Annotated in this window: 12 protein-coding genes; 6 read left to right on the forward strand and 6 right to left on the reverse strand. The window is 72.7% G+C overall.

The genetic code is table 11. The annotated features are described in order from the left end of the window. Positions 1-25: 25 nt before the first annotated feature. Together ACIQNU_RS41045 and ACIQNU_RS41050 are read right to left on the reverse strand one after the other, a co-directional pair. Positions 26-1,036: a zinc-binding dehydrogenase gene (locus ACIQNU_RS41045; protein ID WP_401376960.1), complete on the reverse strand. Its 1,011-nt coding sequence runs from the start codon at positions 1,034-1,036 to the stop codon at positions 26-28. A gap of 32 nt (positions 1,037-1,068) precedes the next feature. Next, positions 1,069-2,226, reverse strand: a complete 1,158-nt coding sequence (locus tag ACIQNU_RS41050) for a mandelate racemase/muconate lactonizing enzyme family protein (RefSeq protein WP_401376963.1) — start codon at positions 2,224-2,226, stop codon at positions 1,069-1,071. A gap of 307 nt (positions 2,227-2,533) precedes the next feature. On the opposite strand from ACIQNU_RS41050, the gene ACIQNU_RS41055 reads away from it, so the two are divergent. The 3 genes from ACIQNU_RS41055 (at position 2,534) to ACIQNU_RS41065 (ending at position 6,055) form a co-directional block, all read left to right on the forward strand. Continuing rightward, a complete protein-coding gene (locus ACIQNU_RS41055; RefSeq protein ID WP_401376966.1) occupies positions 2,534-3,727 on the forward strand; it encodes a serine hydrolase domain-containing protein in 1,194 nt (397 codons plus the stop codon). Positions 3,728-3,897: 170 nt separating this feature from the next. Next, positions 3,898-4,911 carry an alpha/beta hydrolase gene (locus ACIQNU_RS41060; RefSeq protein WP_401376969.1) on the forward strand — a complete coding sequence of 338 codons (1,014 nt, stop codon included), beginning with the start codon at positions 3,898-3,900 and terminating at the stop codon, positions 4,909-4,911. Positions 4,912-4,972: 61 nt separating this feature from the next. After that, a complete protein-coding gene (locus ACIQNU_RS41065; RefSeq protein WP_401376971.1) occupies positions 4,973-6,055 on the forward strand; it encodes a helix-turn-helix domain-containing protein in 1,083 nt (360 codons plus the stop codon). A 28-nt stretch (positions 6,056-6,083) separates the two neighbouring features. On the opposite strand, the gene ACIQNU_RS41070 is transcribed toward ACIQNU_RS41065, so the two are convergent. From ACIQNU_RS41070 to ACIQNU_RS41085, 4 genes are all read right to left on the reverse strand, one after another. Continuing rightward, positions 6,084-6,899 carry an SAM-dependent methyltransferase gene (locus tag ACIQNU_RS41070; RefSeq protein WP_401376974.1) on the reverse strand — a complete coding sequence of 272 codons (816 nt, stop codon included), beginning with the start codon at positions 6,897-6,899 and terminating at the stop codon, positions 6,084-6,086. Positions 6,900-7,151: 252 nt separating this feature from the next. Beyond that, positions 7,152-9,488: an FtsX-like permease family protein gene (locus tag ACIQNU_RS41075; protein ID WP_401376976.1), complete on the reverse strand. Its 2,337-nt coding sequence runs from the start codon at positions 9,486-9,488 to the stop codon at positions 7,152-7,154. 2 nt (positions 9,489-9,490) lie between these two features. Further along, positions 9,491-10,252, reverse strand: coding sequence for an ABC transporter ATP-binding protein (locus ACIQNU_RS41080; protein ID WP_401376979.1), 762 nt, complete (start codon positions 10,250-10,252; stop codon positions 9,491-9,493). Beyond that, positions 10,249-10,758: a PadR family transcriptional regulator gene (locus ACIQNU_RS41085; protein WP_401377119.1), complete on the reverse strand. Its 510-nt coding sequence runs from the start codon at positions 10,756-10,758 to the stop codon at positions 10,249-10,251. Before ACIQNU_RS41085 ends, ACIQNU_RS41080 begins: the two co-directional genes overlap by 4 nt. 212 nt (positions 10,759-10,970) lie before the next feature. Here ACIQNU_RS41085 and ACIQNU_RS41090 point away from each other — a divergent pair, with 212 nt between their 5' ends. The 3 genes from ACIQNU_RS41090 (at position 10,971) to ACIQNU_RS41100 (ending at position 15,068) form a co-directional block, all read left to right on the forward strand. Then, on the forward strand, positions 10,971-12,251 hold the full coding sequence (locus tag ACIQNU_RS41090) for an ABC transporter substrate-binding protein (RefSeq protein WP_401377122.1): 1,281 nt from the start codon (positions 10,971-10,973) through the stop codon (positions 12,249-12,251). Between the two features lie 225 nt (positions 12,252-12,476). Beyond that, positions 12,477-14,171, forward strand: a complete 1,695-nt coding sequence (locus ACIQNU_RS41095; protein WP_401376981.1) for an alpha-amylase family glycosyl hydrolase — start codon at positions 12,477-12,479, stop codon at positions 14,169-14,171. A 105-nt stretch (positions 14,172-14,276) separates the two neighbouring features. Next, positions 14,277-15,068, forward strand: a complete 792-nt coding sequence (locus ACIQNU_RS41100) for a hypothetical protein (protein WP_401376984.1) — start codon at positions 14,277-14,279, stop codon at positions 15,066-15,068. Positions 15,069-15,163: the final 95 nt, after the last annotated feature.

Below are 15,163 nucleotides of genomic sequence, written 5' to 3' on the forward strand. Positions count from 1 at the left end.
GCTGCCAGGTGAGTGGAATCAGGAGTCAGGGGCGGAGCAGAACCTTGCCGACCTTGGGCGACCCGGATCCCACCAGCTCGATGGCGTCCGGGAACTCGTGGAGCGGCAGCTCGTGCGTGATCAGCGGCAGCGGGGTGAGCAGCCCGGCGGCGAACACCCGTACCGCATGCGCCCAGGCGGCGGGCGGCGCCCCGAACACGGTGTGCACCTCAAGCTGCCGTACGACGAGATCGGTGGGGTCGAGTCCTTCGGCGCCCGGCGCCGGGATCCCCGTGAGGACGAGGCGTCCGCCGCGCCGGAGCAGCGATGCGGCGGTGCGCGCGGCGGACGCCGAGCCGGCGGCCTCGATGACGACATCGAAGCCGCCGGGCGGTTCCTCGTCCCAGGTACGGAAGCCGGTCGCGCCGAAGTCCACCGCGAGTGCGGCGCGGCCCGGATCGGTACCGACCACGAGCAGCTCGGCAGGCGACACCGCGCTCAGGAACTGGACCGCCAGCATGCCGAGGGTGCCGGTGCCCACCACGGCGACCCGCTCACCCGGCCGCACCCCCGCCTTGAGCGCGGCGGCGGCGACGCAGGCGGCCGGCTCAAGGAGGGCGGCGGCGGTCAAGTCGGCTCCGTCGGGCAGGACATGGAGCAGCCGGGCGGGAAGCGTCAGGGTCGGTGCCATGGCGCCGGGCCGGGTGAACCCGGTCTCCTCGTACCCGGCCGTGCACAGCGTGGTCTCACCCGCGTGGCAGCGGTCGCAGACCTGGCAGGCGCGGAAACCCTCACCGACGACCTTGCGGCCCACGAGCGCCCCGGGCACATCGGCACCGACCGCCTCGACGGTCCCGGACCACTCATGTCCGGGGACGACGGGGTAACGGACGTATCCCTCGGGCCGGTTGCCCCGGTAGACCTCGCGGTCACTGCCGCAGATACCCACCGCGTGCACCCGGATCCTCACCTCACCCGCTCCGGGAGCCGCCGGTGTGTGCGGCGCGAGCCGGTGTCTGCCCGGCCCCTCGACGACGACCTCGCACCCCCGACTCATCGGCACCCCTGAACTCATCCGCCCCCCGGATTTCATCGCCCCACCTTCGGCCTGCGCTGCTCCCAGCCGTCCGCCCAGAGGTCGAACCGCGCCTGCTGCTGCGGGAATTCGGCCGCCGCGTCGACGTCCAGCTCGACACCGAGACCCGGCGCGTCGGACAGCTCGAAGTAGCCGTCGACCACCTGCGGCGCGCCCTTCACGATCTTCTTGATCTCCGCGTCGGCGAAGTCGTTGAAGTGCTCCAGGATCTTGAAGTTCGGGGTGGCGAAGCCGACTTGGAGGGACGCCGTCGTGAGGACCGGGCCGCCCACGTTGTGGGGTGCCACCAGGACGTAGTGGGTCTCGGCGGTGGCGGCGAGTTTCCTGGTCTCCCAGATCCCGCCGACATGGCCGACGTCGGGCTGGATGATGTCCACGGCCTGGTTCTCGAACAGCTCGCGGAACTCGATGCGGTCGTGGATGCGCTCACCGGTCGCGAGCGGGATGTCGACCTTGGCGGCCACCTTCTCCAGCGCCTTCAGGTTCTCCGGCGGCACCGGCTCCTCCAGCCACGCGGGCTGGAACGGAGCGAGTTCACGGGCGAGCCGGACGGCGGTGGCGGGGGAGAAACGGCCGTGCATCTCCAGCATCAGCTCGGCCTCCGGGCCGATGGCGTCGCGTACCGCCTCGATGAGGGAGACGGCGTACAGGGTCTCGTCATGGCCGAGTTCGAGGTGCCCGGTCCCGAAGGGGTCGATCTTGAGCGCCTTGTACCCGCGCGCGACGACCTCCCGGGCGGCCCGGTGGTACGCCTCCGGGGTGCGCTCGGTGGTGTACCAGCCGTTGGCGTACGCCTTGACCCGGTCGGTCACCTTGCCGCCGAGCAACTGCCAGACCGGGACGCCCAGTGCCTTGCCCTTGATGTCCCAGCAGGCCATCTCGACCACCGCGATGCCGGACATCACGATCTCGCCGGCCCGCCCGTAGTCGCCGTACTTCATGCGGCGTACGAGATCCTCCGTGGCGAACGGGTCGGAGCCGACGACATGGTTGGCCTCCGCCTCCCGCAGATATCCGATCAGGGCGTCGGTGCGACCGAGCATGCGGGTCTCGCCCACCCCGGTCAGACCCTCGTCGGTGTGCACCAGGACATAGGTCAGGTTGCGCCAGGGCGTGCCGACCACATGGGTGCTGATTCCGGTGATACGCACGGCAGTTGACCCCGCACTCGTCTCGACTTGTTCGAAATCTCGTCACACGTTCGAAATGCTGGCGTGACAGTAAGGAGGCGGGCCCAGGGGTGTCAAGGGTTCAACAGGGTTGCGGGTACGGGGTGTTGGGCGGGCGGCGATCGAACCGGGGTCACCGTTCGCCCGGAGAAGGGGGGATATCCCCACGTCCGAGGGTCGGGGCTGTCGGATGGTCCGGCCCCGCCTGGGCTCCGTAGCGTCTGGCCCCATGGGAATGACAGTGCGTAGGCGGTTCGGGCGGTCGGCGGTGGCGAGGATGGCGCTGAGCATGGCTTCGGTCGGCACGATCGGGGTGGTCACGGTGATGGGCGCGGGGTCGGGCGCCGACGCGCGGGGAGCCGACGCCGACCGGGCGTCGCGCGGACAGCTCCAGCGGGACGCGGACGCCGTGCGGGACACCGGTGCCACCGGACTGACGGCGCGGGCACGGGACGCCGCCGGGCGGGACACCGTGGTCAGGTCCGGTGTCGCCGACCTGGACGACGGGGGAAGGGTCCCGAAGGACGCCTACTACCGGATCGGCAGCGACACCAAGACCTTCGTGGCCGCCGTCGCCCTCCAGTTGGCCGGTGAAGGCAAGGTGAGCCTGGACGACACCGTGGAACGGCGGCTGCCCGGCGTGGTGTCCGGCAGCGGCAACGACGGAACCCGCGTCACCCTCCGTAACCTCCTCCAGCACACCAGCGGACTCGCCGACTACACGGACGCCCTCTTCGCCGACCCCGAAACACTGACCCCCGAGCACTACCGGGAGAACCGGTTCGCCGTCCGCACGCCCGCGCAACAGGTCGCCCTGGCCATGGAGAGCGCACCCGGCTGGCTGCCGGACGCCGAAGACCCGGGCTCCGAGACCCGCTGGTCCTACTCCAACACCAACTACGTCCTCATCGGCCTGATCATCGAGAAGGTCACAGGACACCGCTGGGAACAGGAGGTCAACGACCGGATCATCGAGCCCCTGGGCCTGCGCCACACCATGACCCTCGGCACCTCGCCCTATGTGCCCCGCCCCACCGCCACGGCCTACGTGCAGTTCCCCGGCCGCGACGACCTCACCGACACCACCCTCTCCGTGGACGGCGGAGCGGACGGCGGCATCATCAGCACCACCGGCGACATGAACACCTTCCTGCGCGGTCTGATGGGAGGCCGTCTGCTGCCGCCCGAGCAACTGGCCCAGATGCGGACGACCGTGCCGGCGCCCGACAAGGCAGGCAGCGGCGAGGCCCGCTACGGACTCGGTATCGCGTGGCGCCCGGTCCGGGGCTGCCCGGACGGCGTCTGGTACCACGGCGGCACCTCCTTCGGCACCGTCTCGGAGGGCGCCGTCACCCCCGACGGCAAGGCGTCGGCCGCCGCAGCCGTCTTCACCACCCGCTACGGCGACGAGAAGCGCTTCGACGAACAGGCCGACGCCACGATCGCCCTCGTGGACCGGGCGGTGTGCGGAGGGCGCCGCTGAATCGCGCCGCTGCATCACCCCCCGGTCGGGGGCTCGGCAGCGGAGCCGTCCCGGCGGCCCGCCGTTCGGCGGGGCATCCCCGCCGAACGGCGCGTACCCTCGCCAGTCCGTGCGCGGACACGATGCACGCACGGGCCACACGGGCGTGGCCGTGCACACGAGGAGGCGCCATGACGACCGAGCCGACGACCCCGGCAGGGCCCATAGCCGACGAGCGGGCCTACCCGCCCCCGCCCTTCGACCCGGAGCTGCACGCCGCCCTCGAAGTGTTCATGGAGCACATGCCCGAGATGGTGTCGGTCGAGTCGATCCCCGCGCTCCGGGAGGGGATGACCGCCGATGTCTTCCCGGACTCGGACCTGACCCGCGACGGCGCCTTCGAGATCGAGGACCGGACGGTCCCGGGTCCCGCCGGGGCACCCGACATCTCCCTGCTGATCTGCCGGCCGACCGGTGCGGCCGGGCCGCTGCCCGCCGTGTTCCACACCCACGGCGGCGGCATGGTCCTGGGCACCAACCGGGTGGGCGTCGACATGGCGCTGGACTGGGCCGCGGAGCTGGGCATGGTCGTGGTGTCCGTCGAGTACCGGCTCGCCCCCGAACACCCGCATCCCGCTCCGGTCGAGGACTGCTACGCCGGACTCCTGTGGACCGCCGCACACGCGGCGGAACTGGGCATCGACCCCGACCGGATCGTCATCGCCGGAGCCAGCGCCGGCGGCGGACTCACCGCCGCACTCGCCCTGCTGGCCAGGGACCGAGGCGGACCGGCGCTCCTCGGGCAGATGCTGCTCTGCCCGATGCTGGACGACCGCAACGACACGGTGTCCGCCCTCCAGATGGCCGGGCGCGGCGTCTGGGACCGGACCGCCAACGACATGGGCTGGACCGCGCTGCTCGGCACGGCACGCGGCGGCCCCGACGTCTCCCCGTACGCGGCACCCGCACGCGCCACCGATCTGTCGGGGCTGCCTCCCGCCTTCATCGACGTCGGCTCGGCCGAGACCTTCCGTGACGAGGACGTCTCCTACGCCGACCGGCTGTGGCAGGCCGGGGGCCGCGCCGAGCTGCATGTCTGGCCCGGCGGATTCCACGGCTTCGACGGCTTGGCGCCCCAGGCACCGGTGTCGCAGGACGCCCGTGCGGCCCGGCTGCGCTGGCTGCGGCGCCTGCTGAACACCTGACCCACCCGCGCCGGGGGTCGGGCGCTTGGCAGAAGGGTCCCCCGGGCGGAGGATGGTGCGCGTGAGAGAGCTGGCAGGCCGGCTCGCGGCCCTCGACCCCGACGCGGGGGCCGCCGTGCAGGTCATCGCGTACTTCGACCGCCTGACCGAGAGCCGGGCCGGACTCGAAGCCCTGGTCCGGGGCGCCGCCGTCCTGTCCGGCTCGCCCGCCCGGCTCGTGGACGAACGGCGCGGTGTCCGCGTCCGCGTCGAACCAGACGGCCGGTCCGGCGGCGGAGGTCCCGTCGACCCGGCCTGGCCCCGGGCGCCCCTCGTACCGGAGGCACCGGCCGATGACGACGCGGACCCGGCCCGTACGCCTGCCGCCGAGGAGTCCGGAGCGCTCTGGCTGGAGCGCCCCGGGCCGCCCGACGGCGTCCACGCCATGATCCTCGAACGCGCGGCGGCTGCCGCACGCGCGGTCCTGGACCGCACCCGCGGACGCGCACCCGCCGGCGCACCCGCCGACGACCCCGCACTCGTGGAACTGCTCCTCGACGCGTCCGCGCCCCCGGCCGCCCGCGCTCACGCGGCGGCCCGGCTCGGACTGCACACGGAACGGGTGCGCGCGGTGGCCCTGTGGGACGGCGGAGCCGACGTGGAGGCCGTCATGGACCCCGACCGGCGGACCCCCGACGGACCACGGGCCGGCGTCGGGCCCACCGTGGCGCCGACCGCGCTGCCCGAGTCGTGGGCCGCCGCGCGCACCGCGTTGCGGCTGACGGCCGAGGGGACCGCGCGGGACCCGGGCCCGCGCAGGGTGTACGCGGACGAGCTGGGCGCGCTGGCACTGCTCGCCGCCACGGTCGGCCCCGACACCCCGCCGATCCCCGATGTCCTCGCGGTGGACCGTGCGGCGGAGGCGGCGCCGTGGGTGACGGTGACGCTGCACGCGGTGGCGTCGTCGCCGAGTCTGCGGTCCGCGGCGGCGGAGTTGACCGTCCATCACTCGACGCTCCAGGAGCGTCTGGCGCAGGCGGAGCAACTGCTCGGCTGGGACGTGCACACCCCCCGGGGCCGCCTGCGCCTGCAACTCGCCCTCGCCGTAAGGAAGTTGCGGCAGACCGCGATCCCGGCCGACCGGGACGGCCGGCCAGGTGCCTAGGGCGCTTCTGGGACGGATCTCCGTGGCGCTACGGCTTGCGGCCGACCCCGCACCACATGGGCAGCGCCTGGGCCGGGGGCACGTCGTCGGGGGCGGGGTGCCAGTCCGGGAGCTGGACGACTCCCGGGTCGAGCAGGTCCGTGCCCTCGAAGAACCGCTGAACATCGCTGTGCGTACGGGGAGTCGCCGCCGCGTGCTGGGCGGCCCGCTCGTTGTACACGCGCATCGACTCGGCGACCTCGTCCGCCCCGATGTCCGACGCGGGGTGCGACAGGACGAGGAAACTGCCGGGCGCGAGCGCGTCCAGGAGCCGTCGCGTGAGGGCGTACGGATCGTCGGCGTTCGGAATGTACTGGAGGATCGCCACCAGCATCAGACCCACGGGCTGCGACAGGTCCAGCGTGTCCTGGGCCGCCGCGAGAATCTGGTCGACGTCACGCAGGTCCGACTCCAGATAGTCCGTCGCCCCGTCAGGGGCGCTGACCAGGAGGGCCCTGGCGTGGGCCAGCACGATCGGGTCGTTGTCGACGTACACCACCCGGGCACCCGGATTGACGCGCTGCGCGACCTCGTGGGTGTTGTCGGCGGCGGGTATGCCGGTGCCGATGTCGAGGAACTGCCGGACGCCCGCCGCTCCGGCCAGCTCACGGACCGCCCGGCCGAGGAACGCGCGGTTGGCCCGCACCGCCGGGATGATCTCCGGATTGGCGGCGGCTGCCAGCTCGGCGGCCTCCTGGTCGGCGGGGTAGTTGTCCTTGCCGCCCAGCCAGGCGTTGTAGACGCGCGCGGGATGCGCCGCGGAAGTGTTGATCGGTACGAACCCGTCCGCCGCCCGGTCGTTCATGGCCTCGGTTCCCCATTCGCTGGTGTCCGCGTATCCGCCGGCGGCTGTCCATGATCCGCCCGACGCGGCCACAGCGTAGTCGAATCTACCCGCGTAACGCGCCCCTGCGCGGCGCCCGTTGCCCGCCGTACGCACCTGCTCACGGCCCGCGAACGGGGAGTACGCGCAGCCCGTGCACCGGGCTCCTCGCCGACCCTGCGGCCGGGCCGGCGGAGACCACGTCGTCGGCCGGAGCGGTGACCGGACCGTTCGTCAGCCGGGTCCCGCACCCGGATCGGGCACCCGTCGCCGCTCCGCCCGGACCGCCGGGACCACGGCCAGCGCCACCGCTGCGACCACCAGACCCAGGGCGGTCAGCAGAAGCGACGACACGGCGGGGAACACGGCGATGCCGGCGCCCACTCCGCTCGCGTGTCCCTCCAGGTCGATGAGCGGCCGGGCCACGACGAGACCCGCGACGATACCGACGGCCGCCGCGGCGCTCGCCGTGACCGCGCAGTTGGTCACCACGACACCCGCGAGCTGACGCGGTGTCAGCCCGATGGCGCGCAGTGCGGGCAGCTCCCGGGTGTGCAGCCGCAGCGCCGAACTCACCGAAGCCGCGAGTTCCGCGACCGTGATCAGCGCGAGGACGGCGATCAGCCCGGCGAGTACCCCGCTGACCAGGCCCGGTGATGCCACGGGCAGCGGTGAGCGCCGGATGTCGAGGCCGGGCAGGTCGGCCGAGAGCGCGCGGGCGACGGTCGCGGGGTCGGCGCCGGGCCGCAGCATCAGGGCGTACGACTGCGGGGCATGCGCCGTGCCGCCGTCGCGGAGGGTGTCCAGGGTCGTCGAGATGACCAGGCCGCTGTGTTCCGGCTCTATGGAGCGGCCGACGATGTGCAGGATGTGCGGGGTGCCGCCGACCGTGAGACGCACCCACTGCCCGACCCGTACCCGCGTCGTGTCGAGCAGCCCCTGCCCGGCCACCGCCTCGTCCGGCGCGGACGGCGCCCGGCCCTCCACGGCCACGAACGGATACGCGTGCCCCTCGGTACCGAGTCCGCGCAGCGTCACCGAACGGGTCTGGCCGGGGATCAGCGCGGTGACCTCGGCCGCCGGATACACCGCCCGCACCTCGGGGTGCCGCTTGATCCGGGCCAGCGCCTCCGGGTCGAGGCCGCGCTCCTGGCGGACGGTGAGGGGCGCGGGCGGGTTCACATGGCCGGTGTCGCCGTCGCGCAGCCCGTCGAGGGTCGCGACGGCCGCCAGCGCCACCGTCATCATCAGCACCGGCAGGGCGAGCCGGGCGACGGACGCGGTGAACCGGTCCCTGCGGTGGGTGGCTCCCCGCCAGCCGAGTACGAGGTGCGGTGGCGTGCCCCAGCGCAGCGCGAGCCGCGCGGACCGCGCCATGCGCCGGGGCGCCGGGCGCGCGATCCGGGCGACGGGGCTCGGTGGCACCCGGGCCGCCCGCCATGCGGCGAACGCCGTCGCGGCGGCGATGACCAGCACCGTCCCCACCCCGATCGCGACGGTCACCGCGGCGGCGCCGGGCAGCGTACGGCCGTAGTCCACCGCCTCGCCGATCGGGCCCGGCACATGGGCGCCCAGCGTGCGCACCGCGAGCGAGCCGACGCTCACGCCCGCCAGGGCGAGCGCCGAGTGCTGGACGAAGAACATGACGGCGACCTGACGCGGGGTCATGCCGATGACCTTCAGCACGGAGATGTCCCGGACCTGCCCCAGGACCCGGCCGCCGACCCCGCCGGTCACGGCCACCGCGGCGGCGAGCAGCGACCCCAGCCCGAACACCCGCAGCAACTGCCCGAGCAGCCGGTTGTCCTCGGCGACGGCCGCGCGGGCCTCCTGCCAGGTGGACAGGCGCACCACATGCTCGGGGCCGACGGCGGCGACGGCCTGCTGGACCACGAAGTCGGTGTCCGCCGCGTCGTCCAGCCGCAGCCCGACGGTCCGCCCCGCGACCGGCCCGCCGCCCGTGCCGGGACCCGCGGTGAACTGGTTGAGGGTGCCCGGTGAAGTCCAGCCCGTACCGGGCCGTTCCCCCTCCTCGTAACCCGCCTCCGACGTCGACATGACACCGACGACACGCAGGGTCGCGTACCGCGCGGGCGAGGTCTGTACGGGCGCGGTCTGTACGGGGAGGGTGTCGCCGGGCCGTACCCACAGGGCCTGGGCGGTGGACCGGTCGAGGACCACCTCGTCCGGTGCGTCACCGAGCCAGCGTCCGGTGAGGAACTGGCGCTCCCGCTCGCTGGGTTCGTCGGAGCGTGCGCCGCGCAGATCGACGGCGGCGGTCGTGGTCGCGCTCGTCGCGGTGACGGGGACGGTGCGGTAGGGGCCCGACACCGAGTCGACGCCCGGGAGTTCCGGCAGCCGTGACGTGTCCGTGCCGCCCGTCAGCCGCAGCCAGATGTGGTTGCCCCGGGTCTCCGTGAACACCTGCTGCCAGGGGCTCGCCGCGAACTGGAACAGGGCGGCCGACAGCAGCAGCGCGGCGGTCACGCCGACCGTGGCGAGGGTGAGCGACACGGCCTGGCCGCGATGGGTGCGCAGGTCCGCCAGCGCCCAGCGCAGGATGGCCCGCACGGTCACTCCGCCAGTTCGACGAGACCGACGGCCGCGTCGTGCGCGTCGTCGCTCAGCCGTACGTCGTCGATGATCCGTCCGTCGCTGAGGCTGATCACACGCTCCGCCGCGCTCGCCACCCGGGCGTCGTGCGTGACCAGGACGATCGTCTGCCCCTCCTGGTGGAACCGGGACAGCAGCCGGACGACCTCGCGGGTGCCCCGGCTGTCGAGGCTGCCCGTGGGTTCGTCGGCGAGCAGCAGGTCGGGCCGGTTGACCAGGGCACGGGCGAGGGCGACGCGCTGCTGCTCGCCGCCCGACAGATCGCCGGGGAGGCTGTCCTCCTTGCCGTCGAGGCGGAGCAGTGTGAGCAGTTCCCGTACCGCCGTGCGGCTTTCGCGGGCGCCGCGCCCGGCGAGCAGCGCGGGCATCTCGATGTTGTCGGCGACGGTGAGCGTCGACACCAGGTTGAAGAACTGGAACACGATCCCGAGATGGCGGCGGCGCAGCATCGCCCAGCGGGCCTCGCTGAGCCCGTCGACGCGGCGGCCCGCGAGGCTGATCGTTCCGCTGTCCGGACGCTCAAGACCCGCCAGGAGATGCAGCAGCGTGGACTTGCCCGCGCCCGACGTCCCGGTGATGGCCACGAACTCGCCCCGCGCGACATCGAGATCGACCCCCCGGACGGCGTGCACGAGACCCCCGTCACCGGTGTGGCTCTTGGCGAGCCCGGCGACGCTGAGCAGGGGCGGGTCGGCCGTGGGGGAGGAGTCGTCGCCGCTCATTCGAGTTCCTCCTGACAGCGCTCCAACCAGTCCAGGTCGGCCTGGAGATGCAGCGTGGCGCCCTCGATGAGCAGCCGGGCGATGCGGTTGTCCTGCTCCTCGTCGGCGCCCTCCATCCGTGCCAGGGCCCGCATGAGCGTGAGGTAGTGCCTGCGCTGCTTGTTGATGAGGTTGATCTGGTCCGCGTGGCCCGTGCGGTGCGCCAGCGCGAGCTTCATGAAGAAGTCGTCGCGGACCCGGGGCGTGTCCGACGGCGTCTCGTACCAGGCGTCCACGGCTTCCCGGCCGGCCGCCGTGATCTCGTAGATCTTCTTGTCGGGGCGGTCCGACTGGCTCACGTGCTTCCCCTCGATGAGCCCCGACTGTTCGAGCCTGCCGAGCGTGACGTAGATCTGGCCGATGTTCGGCTGAGGGTACGCCGCGCCCAGGAGTTTCTCCAGGGCCTGCTTCAGCTCATAACCGTGGGCGGGACCACCGGCGAGCAGCGCCAGCAGGTGAAGACGCACTGTCCGGGTCCCCTCCTTGGCCGCGTGGTCCGTCGATTCGCTCACGACTGTGTACGTTCAGGCAACGATCTGCGCCACCGGCTGTCGCGTCGTCCCGCAGATATACATGATGCCTGTTGGAGCACTACAGAGGGCGTGCCGGTGCCGGGGACGGCGGTTCGGGGTCCGCGGCGGCCAGGGAACACGGAGAAGATCGGGGAGGGTGACACGTGATGCGCCGGGTGTGGACGGTCGGCAGGACCCTGATCGTGGGGGTCCTGCTGGTGGCCGCCTGCGCGGGGTCCGGCGTCCGCAGTGAGGTGTCGCCGGTGACGTCGGACGGCCGGGGGCCGCTGACCCTGGCGACCGGACGTGACCTCACCGGCTACCTCAGTGACGTCCTCGCGGACTGGAACCGTACGCATCCGGCCGAGCGCGTCGACCTCGTCGAACTCCCCGAAGCCGCCGACGAGGTGCACGCGCAGATGCAGGACAGTCTGCGCGAGGGCAGCCGGCGCTTCGACGTGCTCAACATCGACGTGGCATGGACCGCCGAGTTCGCGGGCAACGGCTGGATCGCCCCCGTGGACCGCTCCCGCCTCCCCGTCGGCCGGCTGCTCCCGTCGGTCCTCGACACCGCCACCTACGAAGGCCGCCTCTACGCCGTCCCGTACGTGACCAACGCGGGCCTGCTCTTCTACCGCAAGGACATCCTCGACCGGGAGCACCTGAGCCCGCCGCGTACGTGGAGAGAACTCGCCGACCAGGCATCGGCCCTGTCCGACAAGTACGGCATGCAGGGTTACGCGGGCCAGTTCCTGCCCTACGAGGGGCTGACGGTCAACGTGACCGAGGCGATCCAGTCGGCGGGCGGCTCCCTCACCGACCACGACGGCCGCGTGACCGTCACGTCCCCCGAGGCCCGCGAAGCGCTCGACTTCCTGACCTCGGGCCTGCGCGAAGGCTGGATACCCCAGGAGGCCCTCACCTACAAGGAGGAGAACTCCCGGCTCGCCTTCGAGGAGGGCAAGCTGCTCTTCCTGCGCAACTGGCCCTATGTGCACGCCCTCGCCTCCGCACCCGGATCCGCGGTCGCCGGAAAGTTCGCCGCGGTCCCGCTGCCCGGCCTCGAAGGCCCCGGCACCGGCGTACTCGGCGGCTCCAACCTCGCCGTCAACGCCCGCTCCGCCCACCCGCGTTCGGCCGCCGACCTCATGACGTACCTGCTCAGCGAGGACGTGCAGCGCCGCGTCCTCACCGAGGGCGGGCTCCCGCCGGTGTGGGCGCCGCTGTACGAGGACCCCGCGCTGATCCGGCGGTACCCGTATCTGCCCGCCCTCGCCGAGAGCGTCCGTACCGCACGGGTGCGGCTCAAGAGCGTCGACTACGAGCAGGTCAGCCTCGCCGTCGCCGCCGTCACCCATGGCGCGCTCGCGCAGCGCACCACGCCCGCCGCCGCGCTGGACCGGCTGGACCGGGAGCTGCGGGACATTCTGGCGAGCCGCCACCCCTAGTCACCTGCTAGCTACATGTTAAGTAGCGAGACCCGAGGGTGACACGGGAAACCTGGGTTCTCGCGCGCCTCCGTCGTGCCGTTTCAGGCGAAATATCCTTCATGGTCGGCGGGTTGACCCCGGATTTCCCCGTCACGCCTTGACGTCGCTGCTCACGCGCTATTTAACATGTATGTATGTCGTCGGCGACGGGGCCGACGGATCACAGAGCGCGGATGGTGACGCATGTTCACAGCTCCCCCGGAGGACTCCATCGACCGCTCGGGCGGCTTGCGGCCGGCCGGTGTCGGCTCGGCCGGGAGCGCTTCACCGTGGTGGCGGGACGCCGTGATCTATCAGATCTATGTGCGCAGCTTCCTCGACAGCACCGGGGACGGCATCGGTGACCTCGCCGGAGTCCGCGCGGGACTGCCCTATGTGAGCAAACTCGGCGTCGACGGGATCTGGCTGAGCCCCTTCTACCCGTCACCGCAGCGCGACCACGGATACGACGTCGCCGACTACAAGGCCGTCGACCCCGTCTACGGCGATCTCGACGAGTTCGCACTCCTCGTCGCCGACGCCCACCGGCTCGGCCTCAAGGTCGTCCTCGACATCGTCCCCAACCACTGCTCCAGCGAACACCCCTGGTTCCGCGAGGCACTGGCCGCCGCACCGGGCAGCGAGGCACGCGCCCTCTTCCACTTCGCCGACGGCAAGGGCGAGCACGGCGAACTGCCGCCCAACAACTGGCGCGCCATGTTCGGCGGCCCCGCCTGGTCCCGCGTCGAGGAGGCCGACGGCACCCCCGGCCAGTGGTACATGCACCTGTTCACACCCGAGCAGCCCGACCTCAACTGGCGTGACCCACGCGTCGCCCCGTACTTCGACGAGGTCCTGCGCTTCTGGCTCGACCAGGGTGTCGACGGCTTCCGGATCGATGTGGCCGCCGGGCTCTTCCACCACCCCGACCTGCCCGACTCGGACGACCCGGGCGCCGACGAACGCACCCGCGACTCCGTCAACCCGCTCGCCTGGAACCAGCCCGAGGTGCACGGAGTGTGGCGCCGCTGGCGGGCCGTGTGCGAGAGCTACACCGCCGTGGACGGCCAGGACCGGCTGCTCGTCGGTGAGGTGTCCGTACCGACCGCCGCCGAACAGGCCGCCTATGTACGGCCCGACGAACTCCATCAGGCGTTCTTCTTCCACCTGCTCAGCGCCCCCTGGAACCCCGACGCCTTCCGCAAGGTCATCGGCGAGGCCCTGCGCGACATAGCGGGCACCGGCTCCACGGTGACCTGGGTCCTCAACAACCACGACCAGGTCCGTACGGTCACCCGCTACGGCTCCGACAACAGCGCCGCCGGAGCCGCCCGCGCCCGCGCCGCCGCCCTCCTCATGCTGGCCCTGCCCGGCGCGGCCTACATCTACCAGGGCGAGGAGCTGGGCCTGCCCGAGGTCGACCTGCCCGACGAAGCACTTACCGACCCGATCTTCCTGCGCACCGGCAGCCGCCAGTACGTACGCGACGGCTGCCGGGTGCCGCTGCCCTGGTCCGGGCACGCTTCACCGTTCGGCTTCACCGGCGCCGACAGCACCGCGCGGCCGTGGCTGCCGCAGCCCGGCTGGTTCGCCGACCACACCACGGACCGCGCCCTGAACGACACCGACTCCTTCTGGCACCTCTACCGCAACGGTCTCGCCCTGCGCCGGGACTTCCACCTGCGCGGCGACGCAACGCTGCGCTGGCTCGAAACACCGCCGGACGTCCTCGCGTTCGTCCGCGGCGACGGACTGGTCTGCGCCGTCAACTTCGGCGGCCAGGACGTCCCGGCCCCCGTCCCCGGCACCCCCCTGCTCGCCAGTGCCCCGAGCCCGGCGGGCGTCCTGCCCGGCAATGCGGCGGCCTGGTGGGCGGCCGACCCGCCCGGCGCCGTCTGAGGCGAGGCGGGCACCGGCCGGGTGCGCGGCCCGGCCGGTGCCGCACCAGAAGAGAGGCCGCGAAGCGCGGCGCGTCAGCCGACCCCGACGATCCGAGGAGACGCCATGCAGAGCAACGGCAGAAGCGCCATGGTCCCCAGGCGCACGACACGTTCGCGCGACACGGCTCCCCGTGTGGTCGTCATCTCGCCCGACGTCGCCGCCAGCGTCGAATGGGCCACCCGCCTGCACAAGGCGTGTGCGCCCCGGTTCGTCGTCCGCGCCTGGGGCGACCAACTCGCGTACGAGTACCTGCGCCGCGCCTCCGGCGTCCTGGCACTCCTGGACAGTCCGGGCCCGGAACCCACCGACGATCTCGTACAGCGCATCCGGTCCCTGCGGCTCCTGGCCCCGGTCACCGTGTCCGTGTCCACCCGGGTGGACTGCGCCGCCCTGCTGGCGGCCGGCGCGGTCAACGTCCTGCGCAGGAACACCTCCGAGAACGCCATCGCCGCCCGTATCGAGGCCGACCTGCGCTGGCTGCGGCGCGGCGGCCCGGCAGCGCACGGCGACACGTCGGTGCCCGGCATCGGACCCGACCGGCGGCCGGGCCCCCTGCGCCCCTACCGGAGCCAGTCCCTGCTCCTGGAGATCCTGCTCGGCGCGCAGGGCCCCCTCTGCTGCCACGACGTGCGCTGGCTGCTCGGCGAGGCGTCCCGCCCGATGAGCCTGCGCGCCCTGCGGGCCCGCATCGAACGCCTCGCACCGCACCTCGCCCGCCACGGCCTGACGTGCGACCGCAGCGTCCGGTGGGGCGCGGACACCTTCACCCTGCACCCGCTGGCGGGCGGCACGGCGGCCCCCGCGAGGGGAGAGACGGACACGATGGACGAGACGGCGGAACTGCTGCCCGCGTGAGCCACCCTGAGCCCCCTGAGCACCCCCTGAGCACCCCCTGAGCCACCCGAGAGCGGCAAGGGTGTCCGCCGAGGAGTCTCACGGCGCCAAGCACC

The sequence above is a fragment of the Streptomyces sp. NPDC091292 genome (assembly GCF_044757265.1).
Classification (GTDB): domain Bacteria; phylum Actinomycetota; class Actinomycetes; order Streptomycetales; family Streptomycetaceae; genus Streptomyces.